Genomic DNA, 17,857 nt, shown 5'->3' with positions numbered 1-17,857 from the left:
GTCAAAAGTTGCAGAAGCCAACAGGCGGAAGTTGAAAACGGACGGAATATAGCATGAAAACAGCGGGTCGACGTTTTGAGAAACAACCTGGGGATTGGCCGAATTAGAGAATGGATCGATGCGGATCGCGGTTTTTTCGCAAGCCGGAAAAGCTGGATATCGCATCGATCATAGAAGTAATCTCCTCTTCCGCATCGAACGGCTGAGGAGGGATTTCAATCAAAGCTTGTATGGAGGGTCGAAAACGCCCTTCACCGTCAGGCCGAGTTCCAGAAGAGCACCCGCCTGCGGCTGCATGGAGCGCGCTTCCTCATCCAAGCCTTCCCAGGCGGTCGTCACGGCCAGCCGGTCCGCATTCTTGCCGATGAAGGCGGGGCAGGAGGGCTGCATGGCGGGCACGCGATAGCGCTCGATGCGCAGGCCGTCCGGGCTGTATTTGTCGACGAAGCCGGAACCCCAGCGCGCATTCCAGATATAGCCGTCCGCGTCGCAGACCGAACCATCAAGGCCGCCAGGATCTTCCATGCTGTCGACCATGACGATCGGCTCGCCGGTCGGGAGTCCCGTCTCGGGGTCGACGAGCACGCGCATCAGCTGACTGACGCGGGTATCGGTGAAATAGCCGATCGTGCCATCGGGAGAAAAGCAGATGGAATTCGGAATGCTGATCTGGTCGAAGATCTTCGTAACCTTGCCGCCGGCGACATGATAGATCGCGCCTGCCTGCATCTCGGCGCGCTTGCCCATGGTGCCGATCCAGAGCGATCCGGAAACATGCGTGCGCCCGTCATTGGAACGGTTTTCAGGCTTGTCTGCTTCAATGGCCGTATAGAAGCTCAATTCGCCGGTTGCGATATCGCGCAGGAACAGTCCCTGCTCGGTGGCGATCATCTGCCGCTCCGCATCGACGCGAGCCAGCACGCTTGCCATCATCGGCAGCTCGTGAACCTGTTTCTTTCCGGTCGGCAGGTGCAGTTCGTGCAGTTCCTTGCCGAGGATGTTGAACCACCACACGGTGTCTGTATCGGGGTCGTAGGTCGGGCCTTCTCCCAGGACGGAGGACGTGTTGCAGAGAATATTGCCCTGGAAATCATGAATATCGGTCATAGATCAGGCTCCTACGGCTGCATCATAGGCATAAATGGTGACCTTGGCACGTTCGGCAACCTCTGCGGCCGTCATTCCCGGCTTGTAAAGACTGGTGCCGAGGCCGAAGGCGAGCACGCCGGCCTTGGTGTAATCGGCGAAATTCTTGTCTGAGACGCCGCCGACCGCGGCAATGATGAGCTCAGGCGGCAAGACGGCGCGAATGGCTGTGATGCCGGAGGCGCCGAGCACGCCGGCGGGGAAGAATTTGAGACCGGTGGCACCGGCGCAGGCGGCCGAAAGCGCTTCCGTGGCGGTGAACACACCCGGCATCGTCACCATGCCTTTGTCGCGGGCGCGGCTGATGACCGCAGGCTCGACATTCGGTGTCACCAAGAGCTTGCCGCCGGCGCCATCCAGCCTGTCGACGTCTTCCACCGTCAGCACCGTGCCTGCGCCGATCAGGCAATCCGCAGGCGCCATCTTGGCGGCGATCTCGATAGAGCGGAACGGCTCCGGCGAATTCAGCGGAATTTCGATTGCCGTGAAACCTGTTTCGATCAGCGTGCCGACGATATCGGCCGTCTCCTCCGGCTTGATGCCGCGAAGAATGGCAATGAGCGGGCGCTTCATGGGCGGGAAGGGAGTGCGGGTCGTCATCAGCTTTTGCTTTCTTTCTTGAACCAGATCGCTTCGGCCGCAGCGGACAGTCCGCGACGGACGGCGGCATCGGCATCGATGGTCTTGTAATTGAGGGAGAGGGTGCGGAAGGCGTCTTCATAGAGCGCCTGGAGGCGGCCGGAAGCGACCAGCGTGATGGTCGCATTCTGCCCCGCCGAAGCGAGCGCGCCGGCGATTTCCGCACCGATCAGGGTGCCCGAGATCAGTGCCTGGGCGCCGGCGGCCGTAAGCCCGTTCAGGAGCTGGCCGGAGCGGGCCGTGAACAGCAGGTTGGTGACGAGGGCCGGCTTGTCGAGGGCCGTCTTAAGGGCAGCCTCGAACGCCTTCGTGTCGGGAGGCATGTCCGCAGCGCCGGCAACGGCATGCGACAGGATGCTGTGCTTGGTAATGACGTCGAAAAGCTCGCCCGTCATGAAGGTGGAAAAACCTGTCACCTGGCCATCCAGCACGCGCACCCATTTCGAATGCGTTCCCGGCATGCACACGAGCTGTTCGCCCTTCGCATAGGCGGCAATCGCGCCGAGCAGCTGCGTTTCCTCGCCGCGCATGACATCGGGCACCTGCTGGCTTCGCTGTGCGAGACCCGGCAGGATGCGCACGTCGCGGGATTGTCCGGGCACGGAAACGGCGCCTGTCAGGATGGCGGCAAGTGAGGTCGGCGTGTCGATATATCCGGCTTCCACCCAGCCCTGGCGCGCTCCGGCCATGCCGCAGACGATGACGGGAAGGGCGTCCGGTGCGGATATGGCGTCGAGATGCGATTGCAGGACCTTGGCAAAGCCGGTCTGGGCCGCCGTGGTCATGCCTTCGCCGCTGCGGCGCTCCGCCAATATGCTGCTGTCTTCGCCGATCAGCCACAGCCGGAAACTGCTGGTGCCCCAGTCCACCGCGACATATGCGGGTTTCGTCATGAGAAATGCTCCAAGTCTTACGTCAGAACTCTTGAGATTAGAAAATACCGCCGTCGACGGTGATAGCTTGTCCGGTCATGGCGCCGGAGCAGTCCGAAGCCAGGAAGAGCACCGGACCGACCAGATCGTCGGCGCTCAGCACGCGCTTCAGGCATTGCCGGTCTATCGTCTTCGCCATGCCCTCTTCGGTCAGCCAGAGGTCGAGCTGTCGCTTGGTGACGATCATTCCCGGCAGGACGGCATTGACGCGGATGTTCTCGGGACCGAAGCGCCCGGCAAAGCTCTTGGTCAACCCGATGATACCGGACTTCGCGGTCGCGTAGGAGGACAGCAGCGGCGGGTTCATCTTGAAGACGATCGAGGAGAAATTGATGATGGCCCCGCCGCCGGCGGCGCGCATGCCGGGTGCAGCCGCCTGCGAGACGAAGAAGACCTGCTTCAGGTTGATTGCCTGATTGTTGTCCCAGTATTCTTCGGTCGTGGTGTCGATATCGTGCCGGTCGTCCCAGGCTGCATTGTTGACGAGGACGCGGACCGCCCCGAGATCGGACTCAACCGCAGCAACCGTGCTTTTGATCGCGCTGACATCACGCAGGTCGGCGTGATAGAAGGAGACAGGATGGGCGGATTGCGTCGAAAGCTTGGCCGCCAGTGCCTTGCTCGCTTCTTCGATGATATCGATGAAGGCAACCTTTGCGCCCTGTTTGGCAAAGGCCTCCACAAGGCTTGCGCCGATGCCGGAGCCGCCGCCGGTGATGAGGACGGTGCGATCTTTCAGATCGGGAAATTGCGCCTGAGTATCCACCAAATGTTTCCTCCCGATCAATCGAAAGTTCCATTATTCGGAACATAATTTGACTATATGGAATTATCGATCTACCCTTGCGCGGTGTCAAGGATAGTGCGGCTCTGCCAGAGATAAATGAATGAACATGGATCTGGGTTCAGAGGGTGGAAAAAATAAAGGGCATCGCGACCGGGAAACCGGAACGCTGGGAAAGCTCGTCTCCCTGCTCGATCTCGTCGCGCTCGCCGATGGCCCGATGCGCTTTACCGACATCCTTTCGCTCTCCGATCAGCCGCGCGGCACATTGCATCGCCAATTGTCGCACCTTGTCGAGGAAGGGCTGCTGGAGGTCGACCGCGATGGTCGTTATCTGATTGGATTGCGGCTCTTGACGCTTGCCTCGCGCAGCTGGGCGCGCAACGAGTTTCGCGCGGTTGCTGAGCCACATCTGCACCGCCTGCAGGAGGTGACCGGCGAAACCGTCCATCTTGGCGTCCTGCGTGGCACGGAGGTCATCTATCTCGACAAGGTCGAGGGTCGCCAATCCGTACGCATGTATTCGCAGGTCGGCAATGCATCTCCGGCCTATTGTACCGGTGTCGGCAAGGCGGCGCTTTCCGCGCTCGACGATGCCGAGCTGGATGCGAGAATCTCATGCCTCGAATATCGCCCTTATACCGAGCATACGCTTCGCAATGTCTCGGAGCTGCTTGTCGATGTTTCGGAAATCAGGAAGCGAGGCTATGCCTTCGATCTCGAGGAGCATGAAAGCGGCATTTGCTGCGTTGCCGCCCCGATCCGTTCCGACGATGGGCATATGCTGGCCGGCGTCTCGGTGACCGGCCCAGCCTATCGCGTCACACTGGAAAAGTTGCAGGCATGGGCGCCTTTGGTGGTTGCTGCTGCTGATTCGATCATGACGGACATGCGCAACCGCATGGGGCCTAAGCGCTGACTCCATAAATTTCGCGCAACGGCTGTCGGAAACTCGCGGATTTAATGCTGTCGGTGCCTGATCTTAGCGAAATTGCTCGTTTATCTTGAATTTTACTGTTGAGATATGCGGAAGAACTGCCATTATCCGCAAGTGATTATTGGAACCATACAGGATTTGGCGAGGTGTTGGGCGAACATAATAGTAACGGGCGTTGATGCAGTCGTGATTTTGGAAAACTTATATTTTGCCGAGCGGCTGAGACCGGCTGCCGTACGATAATCGTGAGGGACAAGAGACGGAAGTTTCGTATTTTCTTCCTCTTTTACATAAAGAAGACTGATGATGGCGGCATTGATACAGGCGGGCATGTCCCCTCGTGGCGGGGACTTTATCGAGGAAATCAGCAGGCTTAAGACGCAGTTCGATGTGTTCCGTTTCATGAAGGGCCTGACGGAGGCCTATCGTTGCCGGGCCTTCATGGTGCTCAATCTGCCGCCTATTACGTCCTCGGACCTGCAGAGCAATTCAGTCATCAACAATTGGCCGGCAGAGCTGCTGTCGATCTACGATCAGGAAAACCTGTTGTCGACCAGCCCCCCGCTGCAGCGTCTGCGCGGCTCCACGCTGCCCTTTCTTTATGAGGTGACAACAAGCCCCAATCGCGAGGAGAGCAAGTCGCAGCTCGTGGTGGCTCTGTTCGAACGTTTCCGCATGACGCGCTTCGTCTATTTCCCGACGCACGATGCCTCCGGTCTTCGCGGCGCGGTTTGTTTGGCTGGCGATCGCGAGCTCTTTTCGATGGAGGAGGTCAAGGACCTTTTCTATATAGCAGTTCACGTCTATGACCGGCTTGCGGAAATCCGCAATCTCGATGTTCGCGTCGTCGATGCCCTGACCGACCGGGAGATCGATTGCCTGAACTGGACAGCGGCCGGAAAGACCAGCGCCGAGATCGCCGAAATCCTGTCTCTGTCCGAACATACGGTCAATCACTACCTCAACCGCGCCACCAAAAAGCTCGACACCGTCAACCGCACTCAGGCCGTCGCCAAGGCTTTGCGCGTTGGATTGATCAAATAATGACATTGTCGTCTCGACGTGATGATCGAGATTCGAGCAGCGTGTGAATGAATTTTGTGCGCTGCGAATAAAATATGATGAACCCCATGGCGATGATCGATCATGCCGATCCAGGCGGACAGCGATTAACCAATTGAAATACCGTTATTTCCCTGGTTTTCTGAAAACTGGCACGCTTCCTGCTTATAAAAAGACAGAGGTCCAGAGGGGACTTTGATAACAGCGCCGATGAAACGTGCGCGGATCAAACGACCGTCGCCGATGCCCCGTCGCCATAGCTTCTCCCGGCGAGGGGGTCGGCGGCGGTTGTTGCTTATTTAACACGCTTAGCAATTTCGGGCGCGCTTGTGGGACGATTTTCGCGCCTTTGCCCTATTCCTTTCAGACGAGTGTTTTATCTCGGCCCGCGATCATGTCTTCCCGAATTGGGAGCGCGTTGCGGCTGGTAAGGGTTCTTTATGGACCCGGCGGACCTGCCGGCCGCAACGAAGACGCATTTTATCGACGGCGTCCCGAATTTCGTTTGGCGAAGTCCCGCCTCTCTACTATCTAAGCCAGAATGATTTCGGAAAGCGTGCGCTCCCTGCGGCGCTGCCGAAAAGGATTCTGCAGTGAGGATGAAATGGCAGACATCACCAAGGAACAGGTGCTGGAAACGTTGAAGACGGTTCGCGGCCCGGACCTGGAGCACAACATCGTCGAACTCGGCATGGTGTCGGATGTCTTCATCTCCGATGGCAAGGTCTATTTCTCCATTACCGTACCCGCCGAGCGCGCCAAGGATCTGGAACCGATGCGCCTTGCCGCCGAGCGTGTCGTCAAGGATATGCCCGGTGTCAAGGGCGCCCTGGTCGCGCTGACGGCCGACAAGAAGGCTGGCGCCCCGGCGTCCCGGGCCGCGCCTGCGCAAGCTGCTCCACAGGGCCATTCCCATTCGCATCCTCATCAGCACGCGCCGCAACAGCCGCCCCGCGCCGCCAAGATCGGTGTTCCGGGCGTCAAGGCTATCATCGCGGTCGCCTCGGGCAAGGGTGGCGTCGGCAAATCGACGACGGCGGTCAATCTGGCACTGGGGCTGCTTGCCAACGGCCTGAAGGTTGGCATCCTGGATGCCGATATCTACGGTCCTTCGATGCCGCGCCTCCTGAAGATTTCCGGACGGCCCACCCAGATCGATGGGCGCATCATCAATCCCATGGAGAATTATGGCCTCAAGGTCATGTCGATGGGCTTCCTCGTCGAAGAGGAAACGGCAATGATCTGGCGCGGGCCGATGGTGCAGTCCGCTCTGCTGCAGATGCTGCGCGAGGTCGCCTGGGGCGAGCTCGACGTGCTCGTGGTGGACATGCCGCCCGGTACCGGGGACGTGCAGCTCACCATGGCGCAGCAGGTGCCGCTTACCGGCGCCGTCATCGTCTCGACGCCGCAGGATCTGGCCTTGATCGATGCGCGCAAGGGCCTGAACATGTTCCGCAAGGTCGAGGTTCCCGTCCTCGGCATCGTTGAAAACATGAGCTATTTCATCGCTCCGGACACCGGCGCCCGTTACGATATTTTCGGCCATGGTGGCGCGCGCAAGGAAGCCGAGCGCATCGGCGTGCCTTTCCTGGGGGAGGTGCCTCTGACCATGGGCATCCGCGAAACTTCGGATGCCGGCACGCCGCTCGTCGCTGCCGAGCCAAATGGGGTGGTTGCGAATATTTATCGCGAGATCGCAGCCAATGTCTGGAAGCAAGTGGCAGGCGCACCGCAGCGCGCGGCGCCATCGATCGTATTTGAATAATTCACAAAGACATCCTGCTTTCCGTATAGTGACGGATTGTCTTGTCGGCGTCCTGTGCTATGACTTCGCAAGTTTAGCCAAACTGCGGTGAAATCGCGCAATGAAGAGGTTGTGACTTGATTCTTTGCGAGCTTTGCTGCATATGCGCCGCCGGCGTGGAACTGGTCGGGCATTTCCGATGACCGCCCTCCGCCGCATGGTGGTTTTATTTCGTCCGAGCAGGCGGCTTCGCCAGGACGGGCGAAGGATTGGTACAGCAGCGCAATGGAACATGGACACGGATTCCCGGCCGGACCGGCGGGATACGACCGGGGTTTTATGAGCTTTTTTCATTGGCCATTGGTGGGATCGCGGCAAGAGCGCGCAAGGCGCCTTGATGGCGGCTTCCTCTCCGCTGCTGTGGGAGCAAGCAGTTGATAACTGCCTATTGCTCAGATTCCAAGCCGCTTCAGCTGCCCGATCTTTCGGCCGCCGACCGCTTGCCTGATAATGCCGTCTGGATCGATATGGTCGATCCCACGCGTGAGGAAGAGGCTAATATCGAGCGCCTGCTAGGGCTCGAGGTGCCTACGCGCGAGGACATGAAGGACATCGAGCCGTCGAGCCGCCTCTATGTCGAAAACGGCTCTGTCTTTCTCACGGCCTCGCTGCTGTGGAAGGCCGACACCAATCTGCCGATGCTCACCGATGTCGCCTTCATCCTGACGGGACATCGGCTGGTCACCATCCGCTATGCGCAGCCGAAGTCCTTCGCACTCTTCATCGCAGCGCTGCAGCGTATTCCGCAGGAGCGGCGCACGGGTGTCGCGCTTCTTGCCAAGCTTCTCGAAACCATCGTCGACCGTACCGCCGAGGTCCTTGAACAGACCGTGGCGGGTATCGATATATTGTCGGTGCACGTGTTCGGCGATCGTGTAAAGAAGATCCGCCGCCCGGCGAACTATCTGGAAGAAAAGCTCAAGGACATCGCAGGCTATCACCGTACGCTCAGCAAGGTGCGTGACAGTCTGAGTTCGCTGTCCCGGCTGCTGACCTTTCTTCATACCATCCCCGCCATGCAGCAGGACCACGAGGCCAGGGAACTGTGTCGCAACGTCTCGCGGGATGTGCAGTCACTGTCGGAGCATGCATCCTTCGTCGCGGGAAACATCACCTTCCTGCTGGATGCATCGCTCGGGCTGATCAATATCGAGCAGAATGCCATCATCAAGATCTTTTCGATCGCTTCGGTGGTATTTCTGCCGCCGACGCTCGTGGCGTCCGTCTACGGCATGAATTTCGAGCATATGCCCGAACTGCACTTTGCCTACGGTTACCCGACATCGTTGTTGCTGATGGTGGTTTCCGCCATCGTTCCGTTTTTCTTTTTTCGCTGGAAAGGCTGGCTCTGAGAGTCTAGTGATCCTGAATGTCTAACGAAACCCATCATTCTCCCGACGGGAAAATGAACGCTCGTAAGCTCGCATACCTCGCCCTCGGCTCGATTGGCGTTGTTTATGGCGACATTGGTACGAGCCCGCTTTATGCCTTTCGCGAAGCATTGAAGCCGGTGGCCGCCGATGGCCTGACGCGCGGCGAAGTCATCAGCGTCGTGTCGCTGATGTTCTGGACGCTGACCATCATCGTCACGATTAAATATGTCCTTTTTCTGCTGCGTGCGGACAACGACGGCGAAGGCGGCACCTTGTCGCTGCTGGCGCTGTTGATGAAGACGGCGAATGGCCACACCGCCATCCTGATGCTGCTGGGCCTTTTGGGTGCCGCGCTCTTCCTCGGTGATGCGATGATCACCCCGGCGCTTTCCGTTCTTTCCGCTGTCGAGGGTCTGAAGCTGGTGACCCCGCAATTGTCGGATTATATCGTCCCGATATCGGTGGCGATCCTGGCATTGCTTTTCGCGATCCAGTCGCATGGTACCGGTGCCGTCGCCCGTTTCTTCGGTCCGATCACGGCGCTTTGGTTCATCGTCATGGGTCTTGCCGGCATCATGCATATTTCCGATGATTACAGCATTCTGGCAGCGCTGAATCCCTGGTATGCGGTGAGCTTTCTGATGCGCGAGGGCTTCCTCGGCGTCGTCGTTCTCGGTGCTGTGTTCCTGACGGTGACGGGCGCGGAAGCGCTCTATGCCGACCTCGGCCATTTCGGCCGCCGCCCGATTCAGTGGGCCTGGTTCGTACTGGTGTTTCCGTCGCTGACCTTGAACTACTTCGGTCAGGGCGCGCTGGTGCTGCGCGAGCCCATGGCCATGTCGGACCCGTTCTTCCTGATGTATCCGCATTGGGCGATTCTGCCGGTGGTCATTCTCGCCACGATGGCGACGATCATTGCGAGCCAGGCCGTCATCACGGGTGCTTTCTCGCTCACGCGTCAGGCGATTCACCTCGGCTTCCTGCCGCGCATGGAAATCCTCTTTACCTCCGAGACCAATACCGGGCAGATCTTCCTGCCGTCGGTCAACACGGTCCTGTTCTTCGGCGTCATCTTCCTCGTATTGGCCTTCAAGACCTCGGATGCGCTGGCAACGGCCTATGGTATTTCGGTGACCGGCGCGATGGTCGTCACCTCGATCATGGCATTTGAATTCGTCCGGGTCCGCTGGAACTGGACGCTGCCGATGGCGGTTGCCGTGCTCACGCCGCTCTTGCTGCTGGAATTCGTCTTCCTCGGCGCCAACCTCCTGAAGATCCATGATGGCGGCTATGTTCCGGTCATGATCGCAACGGCCTTCACGGTGATCATGTGGACCTGGCGCCGCGGCACCTCGATCTTGATGGAAAAGACGCGGCACACCGATATTCCGCTGTCGTCCTTCGTCAGTTCCATCGAGCGCAAGAGCGATCATTCGCCCGCGCATGTGCCCGGTACGGCAATCTTCCTGACCAGCGATCCGGAATCTGCGCCCGCCGCGCTGCTGCACAATCTGAAGCACAATCACGTCCTGCACGACAAGAACGTCATCCTGACGATCCGCACCATCAACAAGCCGCGCGTCGCCCAGGAGGATCGCTATTCGGTCGAGAAGGTCTCGGAGCGCTTCTCGCGCGTCGAGCTGCGCTTCGGCTTCATGGAATCGCAGAATGTCTCGCAGGCGCTCGCAACCCTGCGCAAGACGGGCCTGAAGTTCGACATCATGTCGACCTCCTTCTATCTCGGCCGCCGCAAGCTGGTGCCGGATGCGAAATCCGGTATGCCGCACTGGCAGGACCGGCTCTATATCGCGCTCGCCAACGCCGCGACCGACCCCTCCGACTACTTCCGCCTGCCTGCCAACCGCGTTGTGGAACTGGGTTCGCACGTCATCATCTGACGCAGATATTCGTGCTGTTCGTTCAAAAGGCCTGGCGGATCTCCGCCAGGCCTTTTTTGTTTTCGGTTCACCGCCTGCATAACCATAGATTCGCCCGAATTAACCATCCATCAAGGTTAATGGGAGATTATTCCGGCTCCTAGTTTCGAGTGCCGTTTGGAGTCCGGTGTTGTCTCGCTCGCGTTCCGTTAGCCGCAAGTCGCGGTTCCTGCCACAAAATTGGACCTCTCCAGCCGTCTTCGGGCTTTGCGCCTGGCTTATTTTTCCATCGACAGCAGCCTATGGCGACCTTGCCGGCCTGCTTGCCGGGATCGACAGGGAAGGGGCCAATTGGCGCATGGTGATGACGGACTCGCCGGCCGGCTCCACCCATCAGGCGGAACTGGCCTTCGGTGATGTCAAGGCTTCTGCCGCCATTGGAGATGGCGGTCTGGTGTTGCCGGACGGGCGCCGCGTCGCGTTCCAATCCGAAGCCAAGGGCAGCGATCCCCGGCCCGATGAAGACCGCATCAACCGGCAGGACAAGAAAGGCAGGGTGGTGGCCATCACGCCGATGCAGCCGCCGAAGGATTTTTCCGCAGGCTCGGTGCTGCAGCGCCAGAGCATGCTGCTTCGGCCGGAATCTGCGACTGGCGAGCGCACCGCCTTCCTGAAGCCGAAGCTCGGCGGCAAGGAAATCCAGATTGCCACCGCCTTCTACAAGAAAGAGCCGCCAAAGCCTGATGATAGCGTGCCGGCCTATATCGCCAATCTGGTCACCAATCAGAATGCCGATGTTCTGGCCGCGGCCTATGCCTCGCCGGCGCCGGACTATGCCCGTGTCTCGCCCTTCGATTCCATTCTCGCCAAGGATCAGGACGGTGAAGGCCGCTTCGTGCCGCAGATCGGCCCGAAGGATCATGCCTGGGCCGCCAATGTCCTGCCGCCATCGGTTTTCTCGCCCGACGAGCAGCAGTGCCTTGCCACTGGCATCTATTTCGAGGCGAGGGGCGAGTCCGTGAAAGGACAGGCGGCCGTTGCCCAGGTCATCCTCAATCGTGTCCGCAACCCGGCCTACCCGAAGACCATTTGCGGCGTCGTCTATCAGAACGAGGATTGGACCAACGCTTGCCAGTTTTCCTTCGCCTGCGACAACGTCAAGGAGCGCGTCAATTCTCCCGAACACTGGCGCATTGCCCGTCAGGTCGCCATGGCCGTGACCGCCGGCAAGATCTGGCTGCCGGAAGTCGGTTCCGCCACTCATTACCATGCTGTCTATGTCCGGCCGAAATGGGCTGCCGAAATGGTGAAGGTCGGCCGCATAGGCATGCACATCTTTTACAGGACCTATGGCGGCGGCTGGAGCTGATGCGCCCGGTTCCGGCAGATTGACACAGCGGGCGAGGTCGCTTCTCCTGGCAAAAAAGCCACAGGAAAGCGCGGGCTGAAGAGGATTCTTCGGCTCAGTTTTCGCTCAATATGGCTCTTTCGCTCTAAGATCATGATTTAATTGGGCTAATTTATGGCTGGACAGATGACGCCTACGCCTTGACTATGCTTTTTCCTAAAACTATGTTGCGCGCGACTTCAAAACGGGCCGAAAGGTGGCGAAACCTGCTGTTCGTTTACGCGTTGACCGGGGTACAGGGATTACGCGCAACGAAAATGGGGAGGATGCCACCATGACGGATGACCGCGACGAAGGTCTGGAACAGCGGCGGGCGCAGCTGGAAGCCGAATTGGCGACCAAGCGCGCTGCGGTGAGAGAGGATGAACGCGGGGAGGTTCGCGCCGAGGAAAGCCGTAAGGGCTACGCTCAGGCGATGAAGCTTTCCAGCGAGTTCATAGCCGCAATCATCGTTGGCGCCGTTCTGGGCTATGTCTTCGACCGTTTTGTCGGTACGACGCCGTGGGGCATGATTATCTTGCTGCTTCTCGGATTTTGTGCCGGCGTTTTGAATGTGCTGCGCTCTGCGGGCAAGGTGGCGACACCGGTGCCGGGCGAGGGTAGGTCTGATAAGAAATGAGCGGAAGCAACGCTGCGGCGCTGTTTCCAGATGAGAAGCATCCGCTCGGTGGAGCGGAAAAATGAAAGAGAACAAGCGGTGGCAAACGATCCTACCCATCAGTTCCTGATCTTCAAGATTATCCCGATCGATATCGGCGGAATTGATTTTTCGTTCACCAACGCCTCGCTGTTCATGGTTGCCTCCGCAGTTCTCTCCGCTGGCTTCCTTTATTTCGCCAGTGCGCCGCGCGGCGTCATCCCGACGCGCTCGCAGTCGGTGGCGGAAATGGCCTATGAGTTCATTGCCTCGATGTTGAAAGAGGGGGCGGGGACAAAGGGAATGAAGTTCTTCCCGCTGGTCTTCTCTCTCTTCATGTTCGTCCTGACGGCAAACCTGCTCGGCCTTGTTCCTTACTTCTACACCGTCACCAGCCAGATCATCGTGACACTGGCGCTTGCGCTGCTCGTCATCTTCACCGTTATCTTCTACGGCTTGATCAAGCATGGTTTCGGCTTCTTCAAGATCTTCGTCCCGCAGGGTGTTCCGGGTGTTCTTCTGCCGCTGGTGGTGGCGATCGAGATCATCTCCTTCCTGTCCCGTCCGGTTTCGCTCTCCGTTCGTCTTTTCGCCAACATGCTGGCCGGTCATATCACGCTTAAGGTGTTCGCAGGCTTCGTCGCCTCGCTCGGAGCACTCGGCGCGCTCGGTATCGGCGGGGCTGTTCTCCCTCTTATCATGACCGTCGCCCTCACCGGTCTCGAGTTCCTTGTCGCCTTCCTTCAGGCTTACGTCTTTGCGGTGCTGACTTGCATGTACCTCAACGACGCAATCCATCCGGGCGGCCACTAAGGATAAAGACATTGGCGTCTAACGGCGTCAGTCATTCACCGCACAACCATTTCAAAGGAGTTCAACATGGACGCGGAAGCAGCAAAGTTCATCGGCGCAGGTTTGGCTTGCTTTGGTATGGCCGGCACGGCTCTCGGCCTCGGCAATATCTTCGGCAGCTACCTGTCCGGCGCACTGCGCAACCCGTCGGCTGCTGACAGCCAGTTCGGCCGTCTGGTATTCGGCTTCGCCGTTACGGAAGCTCTGGGCATCTTCTCGCTGCTCGTCGCTCTCCTCCTGCTCTTCGCCGTCTGATATCAGCGGCGTCATAGATCACGGTTCGCGGGCAGCGAGCCGTGATTCTTTGTATTTGCAGACCACCTGGAGGTGAGCATGTTTGTGACCCCGGCATATGCTGAAGAAGCACCGCCGGCCGCCGGAGCGGTGCACACGGAAACGGGTGCGCCGAATGAAGGCCATCACGGCGGCGTATTCCCGCCGTTTGACCATACGACGTATCCGTCACAGCTGTTTTGGCTGGTGATCACCTTCGTCATCTTCTACGTGGCCATGCAGAAGATCGTTATTCCGCGCGTCGGCAGCATTCTGGAAAGCCGGCACGACCGGATCGCCCAGGATATCGAAGAGGCCTCGCGTCTGAAGGCTGAAGCCGATGCCGCCGTCGCGACCTATGAAAGCGAATTGGCCGCTGCGCGCGCCAAGGCGAATTCCATCGGCGCCACTGCCCGCGATGCCGCCAAGGCCAAGGCCGAAGAGGATCGCAAGGCGATCGAGGCAAGCCTGGCTGAGAAGCTCAAGGCCGCAGAAGGCCGCATTGCTGAAATCAAGGCGAAAGCCTTCGGTGATGTCGGTGCGATTGCCGAGGAGACGGCTAGTGCCGTCGTCGAGCAGCTGGTCGGCAATGTCGCCGGCAAGGCCGATGTCGCCTCTGCGGTTGCAGCAGCTGCCGCCAAGCAGGAGGGGTGATCCATGGAGTTTGCTTTGGACAACACCTTCTTCGCCTTTGTCAGCCTTCTCATCTTCCTCGGCCTGATCGTTTACCTGAAGGTTCCGGGCATGATGGCAAAGTCGCTGGACGACCGCGCAGATCAAATCCGCAACGAGCTGGCGGAAGCCAAGCGCCTACGCGAAGAGGCCCAGCACCTGCTGGCCGAATATCAGCGCAAGCGCAAGGAAGCCGAGGCTGAGGCAGCACACATCGTTGCCGCAGCTGAGCGCGAAGCGGAAATGCTGACGACCGAGGCTCGCAAGAAGACCGAGGAATTTGTTGCCAACCGCACGGCTTTGTCCGAGCAGAAGATCAAGCAGGCTGAAGCCGATGCGATGAAGGCGGTCCGCTCCGCTGCTGTCGACCTCGCGATCGCCGCTGCTGAATCGGTGCTTGCCAAGAAGGCCGATGGGAACGTCCAGTCCGGTCTCTTCAGCGATGCCGTCAAGGAAGTGAAGACGCGGCTGAACTAAGCCCTGGGAATATCGAAATTCGAAAGAGCCCCGCTTCGGCGGGGTTTTTTATTTCCCTCCTGCTGGCTTGATCATTGCCGGAACCAACAGCAAAATCATGAGATTGAGGAGGGATGGATGCAGGCAGCGACAGGCGGCGAACCGTTTCGTCAAGGCGATCTCATCGTGAGACCGGCTGCGGCATGGACACCCGGCGTCCACGCCTTGCTGGCTGCGCTGCATCGGCACGGATTCGATGCAGCTCCGATTTCGGCTGGATATGACGAGGCCTGGGAGCGGGTAACCTATCTGCTCGGGGATACGGGCGATCTCGATGACTGCATTGATATGCGCGGCGAAATGGCGCTGCGGTCGGCTGCATCGCTGCTGCGTCGTTATCACGATTGTTCCCGCTTGTTCGCAAAGGACCTTAAGGCCGATCACACCTGGCAACTGCCGGCCCGCTCGCCGTGCGAGGTCATCTGCCATGGGGATTTTGCTCCCTACAATGTCGTCCTGAACGATGGCGAAGTGACCGGTATCATCGATTTCGAGGCTGCGCATCCCGGTTCGCGAATGTGGGATCTGGCCTATGCCGTCTATCGCTGGGCGCCGCTGTCCTCCAGCGTCGCCGTCGAGGGAATGGAGATACTTGCCGCCCAGGTCGCTCGTGCCCGCATCTTTGTCGATGCCTATGGCCTGTCCACTGCCGAGCGTCCCTCATTGCCTGACGTCATCGTCGAGCGGCTCGAGGCTCTTTTGGCCTTCATGGAACGGGAAGCTGCCCGCGGCATCGAGAGATATCGTCGGAATCTCCACGAGGGACATGACCGCATCTACAGAGAAGATGTCGCCTATATCAGAAAGCGGTCGGCTAAAATCGCCGCGGGGCTGACGGGCTGAGTGCTCAGACGGCCTCTTTGCGCAAGGGGCGAAAGCTCATGCGGTGCAGCGGGCAGGGACCATGCTCCTCGATACCTGCACGATGCTGCGCCGTGCCATAGCCGGCATGGGCCGCAAAACCATAGGCCGGAAAAACGACACCAGCACGCGCCATCATTCTGTCGCGTGTCACCTTGGCGACGATCGAAGCGGCGGCAATGGAGAAGGAGCGCGCATCACCTTTGACCACGGCTTTTCCTGGGCAGGCGAGCCCAACAGGCACGTCGAGCCCATCGGTCAACACATAGCTCGCCGGCACGGCAAGCCCGCAAATGGCACGGCGCATCGCATCGAGGCTTGCCTTGCGAATATCGGTCGTGTCGATACGGCCGGCACTCGACGAGGCGATGGACACGGTTGCCGTCGCCAGGATTTCGACGAACAGTTCCTCACGTCTGGCGGCTGTCAACTGTTTGGAATCGTTTAGCCCGTTCGGGATACGCTCTGGATCGAGAATGACGGCGGCCGCCACGACCGGTCCGGCAAGCGGGCCTCGGCCTGCCTCATCGGCCCCGGCAACCGGCCAATGGCCGGCACGGCGCGCAATCAGTTCCAGCTCGAAAGTGGGGACGAGCGGAACATCCTCGAACAGCATTTGAGAATCGGGTGGTGCACGGCGTGACATGCGGCGAAGCTCGCACACCACCCGATCTCCTGCAAGCCCCCGGTGGATCATGGCGGCGAAGCCAGGGGCTTTTCCAGCGGGTACAGGGAAAACCCGCAGGGATCGTCAGAGCAGCGACAGCTGCACGCCGCTGCCATCCGGCGGCACGAACAGGTCGTCGCGTAGCGCAATATTGCGGCGTGTGAGCGCGAGCCGGCGGGTCGCCATCTCGAAACGGCGGCTGATCTGCCAGGCATAGGGTCCGGCACCCTTCATGCGCTTGCCGAATTCGGCATCGTAATCCTTGCCACCGCGCATCGAGCGGATCAGCGACATGACGTGACGGTAGCGATCCGGATAATGCTGCAGCAGCCAGTCGCGGAAGAGCGGGCTTACTTCCAGCGGCAGCCGCAGGATGACATAGCTTGCCTCCAGCGCACCGGCCGCCTTGCCGGCGTCGAGGATACGCTCGATCTCATGGTCGTTGAGCGCTGGAATGATTGGTGCCACCATGATCGAGGTGCGGATCCCCGCCTCGCTCAAAGCCTGGATCGCCTCCAGCCGCCGCGGCGGCGTCGCGGCTCGCGGCTCCATGGTGCGCGCGAGCTTGCGGTCGAGTGTCGTCACCGACAGGCCTACGCGCACCAGGTTCTTGGCGGCCATCTCTTTCAGAATGTCGATATCGCGCATGATCAGCGCCGACTTGGTGACGATGGCAACCGGATGGTTCGCCCGGTTCAGCACTTCGAGAATCTGGCGCATGATCCGCCATTCCTTCTCGATCGGCTGATAGGGGTCGGTATTGGTGCCGATGGCAATCACCCGCGGCTTGTAGCCGGGCTTTGCCAGCTCACGCTCCAGAAGTTTGGCGGCATCCGGCTTGGCAAAGAGCTTCGATTCGAAATCCAGCCCCGCCGACAGTCCCATATAGGCATGCGTCGGCCGTGCGAAGCAATAGATGCAGCCGTGCTCGCAGCCGCGATAAGGATTGATCGATCGGTCGAAGGGAATATCGGGGGATTCGTTGCGGGTAATGGCCGTGCGCGGCTTCTCCACCTGCACTTCGGTTTTGAATGGCGGCAACTCTTCCCAGCTTTGCCAGCCGTCGTCGAAGGCTTCGCGCTGCTGCGGCTCGAACCGGCCGCTCGGGTTCAATCCGGCGCCGCGCCCACGCCGGCGCTCGACGTCGACCCTGAGACCGGCATCGGCGATCAAAGCATTGGCAACATCTGCCGTGTTGGCAGGCGCGAAAGCGGCCTGCCCTGCAAGGGACTGCTCGTTCATCGGTAGCTCCAGGGCGGCTCATGCCATCGCATGCCGCGTCTAAGATGATTAAATTCCTATCCGACAAATGAGAACATTGCAAGAACAAAAATCCGCAACCGTCATTTTCCATCTCATTCACGGGAGGTATTCGGCGGCGCCGGCCGTGAGAATTTTCGGCCGCTTATGATGCTTT

At 59.6% G+C, this 17,857-nt stretch carries 18 protein-coding genes; 12 read left to right on the top strand and 6 right to left on the bottom strand.

What is annotated here, in order from left to right; translation table 11 throughout:
- Positions 1–219 precede the first annotated feature (219 nt).
- The 4 genes from GDN47_RS14570 to GDN47_RS14555 are packed head-to-tail and all read right to left on the bottom strand — an operon-like array spanning position 220 to position 3,486.
- The gene (locus GDN47_RS14570) at positions 220–1,107 is read right to left on the bottom strand and encodes an SMP-30/gluconolactonase/LRE family protein (protein WP_113353851.1); all 888 of its coding nucleotides are present in this window, start codon (positions 1,105–1,107) and stop codon (positions 220–222) included.
- Between the two features lie 3 nt (positions 1,108–1,110).
- On the bottom strand, positions 1,111–1,746 hold the full coding sequence (locus GDN47_RS14565) for a 2-dehydro-3-deoxy-6-phosphogalactonate aldolase (RefSeq protein ID WP_152093648.1): 636 nt from the start codon (positions 1,744–1,746) through the stop codon (positions 1,111–1,113).
- Positions 1,746–2,678, bottom strand: a complete 933-nt coding sequence (locus GDN47_RS14560; protein ID WP_152093647.1) for a 2-dehydro-3-deoxygalactonokinase — start codon at positions 2,676–2,678, stop codon at positions 1,746–1,748. Before GDN47_RS14560 ends, GDN47_RS14565 begins: the two co-directional genes overlap by 1 nt.
- Positions 2,679–2,715: 37 nt before the next feature.
- Complete coding sequence (locus GDN47_RS14555; RefSeq protein ID WP_152093646.1) at positions 2,716–3,486, bottom strand: SDR family NAD(P)-dependent oxidoreductase; 771 nt, start codon at positions 3,484–3,486, stop codon at positions 2,716–2,718.
- A gap of 118 nt (positions 3,487–3,604) precedes the next feature.
- Between GDN47_RS14555 and GDN47_RS14550 the strand changes: the two genes are divergently transcribed.
- From GDN47_RS14550 to GDN47_RS14495, 12 genes are all read left to right on the top strand, one after another.
- Positions 3,605–4,420 (top strand): IclR family transcriptional regulator, encoded by an 816-nt coding sequence (locus tag GDN47_RS14550; protein ID WP_371865503.1) that lies wholly within the window; start codon positions 3,605–3,607, stop codon positions 4,418–4,420.
- Positions 4,421–4,741: 321 nt separating this feature from the next.
- On the top strand, positions 4,742–5,482 hold the full coding sequence (locus tag GDN47_RS14545; protein WP_371864862.1) for a helix-turn-helix transcriptional regulator: 741 nt from the start codon (positions 4,742–4,744) through the stop codon (positions 5,480–5,482).
- A 622-nt stretch (positions 5,483–6,104) separates the two neighbouring features.
- Positions 6,105–7,265, top strand: coding sequence for an iron-sulfur cluster carrier protein ApbC (gene apbC / locus GDN47_RS14540; RefSeq protein ID WP_152093644.1), 1,161 nt, complete (start codon positions 6,105–6,107; stop codon positions 7,263–7,265).
- Positions 7,266–7,678: 413 nt separating this feature from the next.
- A complete protein-coding gene (locus GDN47_RS14535; protein ID WP_113330975.1) occupies positions 7,679–8,656 on the top strand; it encodes a magnesium transporter CorA family protein in 978 nt (325 codons plus the stop codon).
- Positions 8,657–8,709: 53 nt separating this feature from the next.
- Positions 8,710–10,575, top strand: a complete 1,866-nt coding sequence (locus GDN47_RS14530; protein ID WP_371864861.1) for a potassium transporter Kup — start codon at positions 8,710–8,712, stop codon at positions 10,573–10,575.
- Between the two features lie 169 nt (positions 10,576–10,744).
- Complete coding sequence (locus GDN47_RS14525; RefSeq protein WP_152093643.1) at positions 10,745–11,923, top strand: cell wall hydrolase; 1,179 nt, start codon at positions 10,745–10,747, stop codon at positions 11,921–11,923.
- A 313-nt stretch (positions 11,924–12,236) separates the two neighbouring features.
- Positions 12,237–12,581, top strand: a complete 345-nt coding sequence (locus GDN47_RS14520) for an AtpZ/AtpI family protein (protein ID WP_113330978.1) — start codon at positions 12,237–12,239, stop codon at positions 12,579–12,581.
- A gap of 78 nt (positions 12,582–12,659) precedes the next feature.
- On the top strand, positions 12,660–13,412 hold the full coding sequence (locus GDN47_RS14515) for a F0F1 ATP synthase subunit A (RefSeq protein ID WP_092709533.1): 753 nt from the start codon (positions 12,660–12,662) through the stop codon (positions 13,410–13,412).
- 66 nt (positions 13,413–13,478) lie between these two features.
- On the top strand, positions 13,479–13,706 hold the full coding sequence (locus tag GDN47_RS14510) for a F0F1 ATP synthase subunit C (protein ID WP_015338972.1): 228 nt from the start codon (positions 13,479–13,481) through the stop codon (positions 13,704–13,706).
- Between the two features lie 78 nt (positions 13,707–13,784).
- Positions 13,785–14,378: a F0F1 ATP synthase subunit B gene (locus GDN47_RS14505; RefSeq protein ID WP_069612428.1), complete on the top strand. Its 594-nt coding sequence runs from the start codon at positions 13,785–13,787 to the stop codon at positions 14,376–14,378.
- A gap of 3 nt (positions 14,379–14,381) precedes the next feature.
- Positions 14,382–14,873 (top strand): F0F1 ATP synthase subunit B, encoded by a 492-nt coding sequence (locus GDN47_RS14500; RefSeq protein WP_069612429.1) that lies wholly within the window; start codon positions 14,382–14,384, stop codon positions 14,871–14,873.
- Between the two features lie 117 nt (positions 14,874–14,990).
- Positions 14,991–15,755: a phosphotransferase gene (locus GDN47_RS14495; RefSeq protein ID WP_152093642.1), complete on the top strand. Its 765-nt coding sequence runs from the start codon at positions 14,991–14,993 to the stop codon at positions 15,753–15,755.
- Between the two features lie 4 nt (positions 15,756–15,759).
- Here the strand turns inward: GDN47_RS14495 and rnhB are convergent, their stop codons facing one another.
- Both rnhB and GDN47_RS14485 read right to left on the bottom strand, forming a co-directional pair.
- Entirely contained in the window at positions 15,760–16,419 is a 660-nt protein-coding gene (gene rnhB, locus GDN47_RS14490; RefSeq protein ID WP_152093874.1) for a ribonuclease HII, read from the bottom strand.
- 105 nt (positions 16,420–16,524) lie between these two features.
- Positions 16,525–17,682 (bottom strand): PA0069 family radical SAM protein, encoded by a 1,158-nt coding sequence (locus GDN47_RS14485; protein ID WP_113330981.1) that lies wholly within the window; start codon positions 17,680–17,682, stop codon positions 16,525–16,527.
- Between the last annotated feature and the right edge of the window lie 175 nt (positions 17,683–17,857).

The organism is Martinezella dioscoreae (assembly GCF_009176305.1).
Classification (GTDB): Bacteria; Pseudomonadota; Alphaproteobacteria; order Rhizobiales; family Rhizobiaceae; genus Rhizobium; species Rhizobium dioscoreae.
This window is presented reverse-complemented; position numbering and strand designations above follow the sequence as displayed.

Bases quoted from the DNA above. Each gene is read 5' to 3' on its own strand.
- GDN47_RS14570 (WP_113353851.1), bottom strand. From the start codon at position 1,107: ATGACCGATATTCATGATTTCCAGGGCAATATTCTCTGCAACACGTCC.
- GDN47_RS14530 (WP_371864861.1), top strand. From the start codon at position 8,710: ATGAACGCTCGTAAGCTCGCATACCTCGCCCTCGGCTCGATTGGCGTT.
- apbC (WP_152093644.1), top strand. From the start codon at position 6,105: ATGGCAGACATCACCAAGGAACAGGTGCTGGAAACGTTGAAGACGGTT.
- GDN47_RS14510 (WP_015338972.1), top strand. From the start codon at position 13,479: ATGGACGCGGAAGCAGCAAAGTTCATCGGCGCAGGTTTGGCTTGCTTT.
- GDN47_RS14505 (WP_069612428.1), top strand. From the start codon at position 13,785: ATGTTTGTGACCCCGGCATATGCTGAAGAAGCACCGCCGGCCGCCGGA.
- GDN47_RS14560 (WP_152093647.1), bottom strand. From the start codon at position 2,678: ATGACGAAACCCGCATATGTCGCGGTGGACTGGGGCACCAGCAGTTTC.
- GDN47_RS14520 (WP_113330978.1), top strand. From the start codon at position 12,237: ATGACGGATGACCGCGACGAAGGTCTGGAACAGCGGCGGGCGCAGCTG.
- GDN47_RS14500 (WP_069612429.1), top strand. From the start codon at position 14,382: ATGGAGTTTGCTTTGGACAACACCTTCTTCGCCTTTGTCAGCCTTCTC.
- GDN47_RS14485 (WP_113330981.1), bottom strand. From the start codon at position 17,682: ATGAACGAGCAGTCCCTTGCAGGGCAGGCCGCTTTCGCGCCTGCCAAC.
- GDN47_RS14545 (WP_371864862.1), top strand. From the start codon at position 4,742: ATGATGGCGGCATTGATACAGGCGGGCATGTCCCCTCGTGGCGGGGAC.
- GDN47_RS14495 (WP_152093642.1), top strand. From the start codon at position 14,991: ATGCAGGCAGCGACAGGCGGCGAACCGTTTCGTCAAGGCGATCTCATC.
- GDN47_RS14550 (WP_371865503.1), top strand. From the start codon at position 3,605: ATGAACATGGATCTGGGTTCAGAGGGTGGAAAAAATAAAGGGCATCGC.
- GDN47_RS14565 (WP_152093648.1), bottom strand. From the start codon at position 1,746: ATGACGACCCGCACTCCCTTCCCGCCCATGAAGCGCCCGCTCATTGCC.
- rnhB (WP_152093874.1), bottom strand. From the start codon at position 16,419: ATGTCACGCCGTGCACCACCCGATTCTCAAATGCTGTTCGAGGATGTT.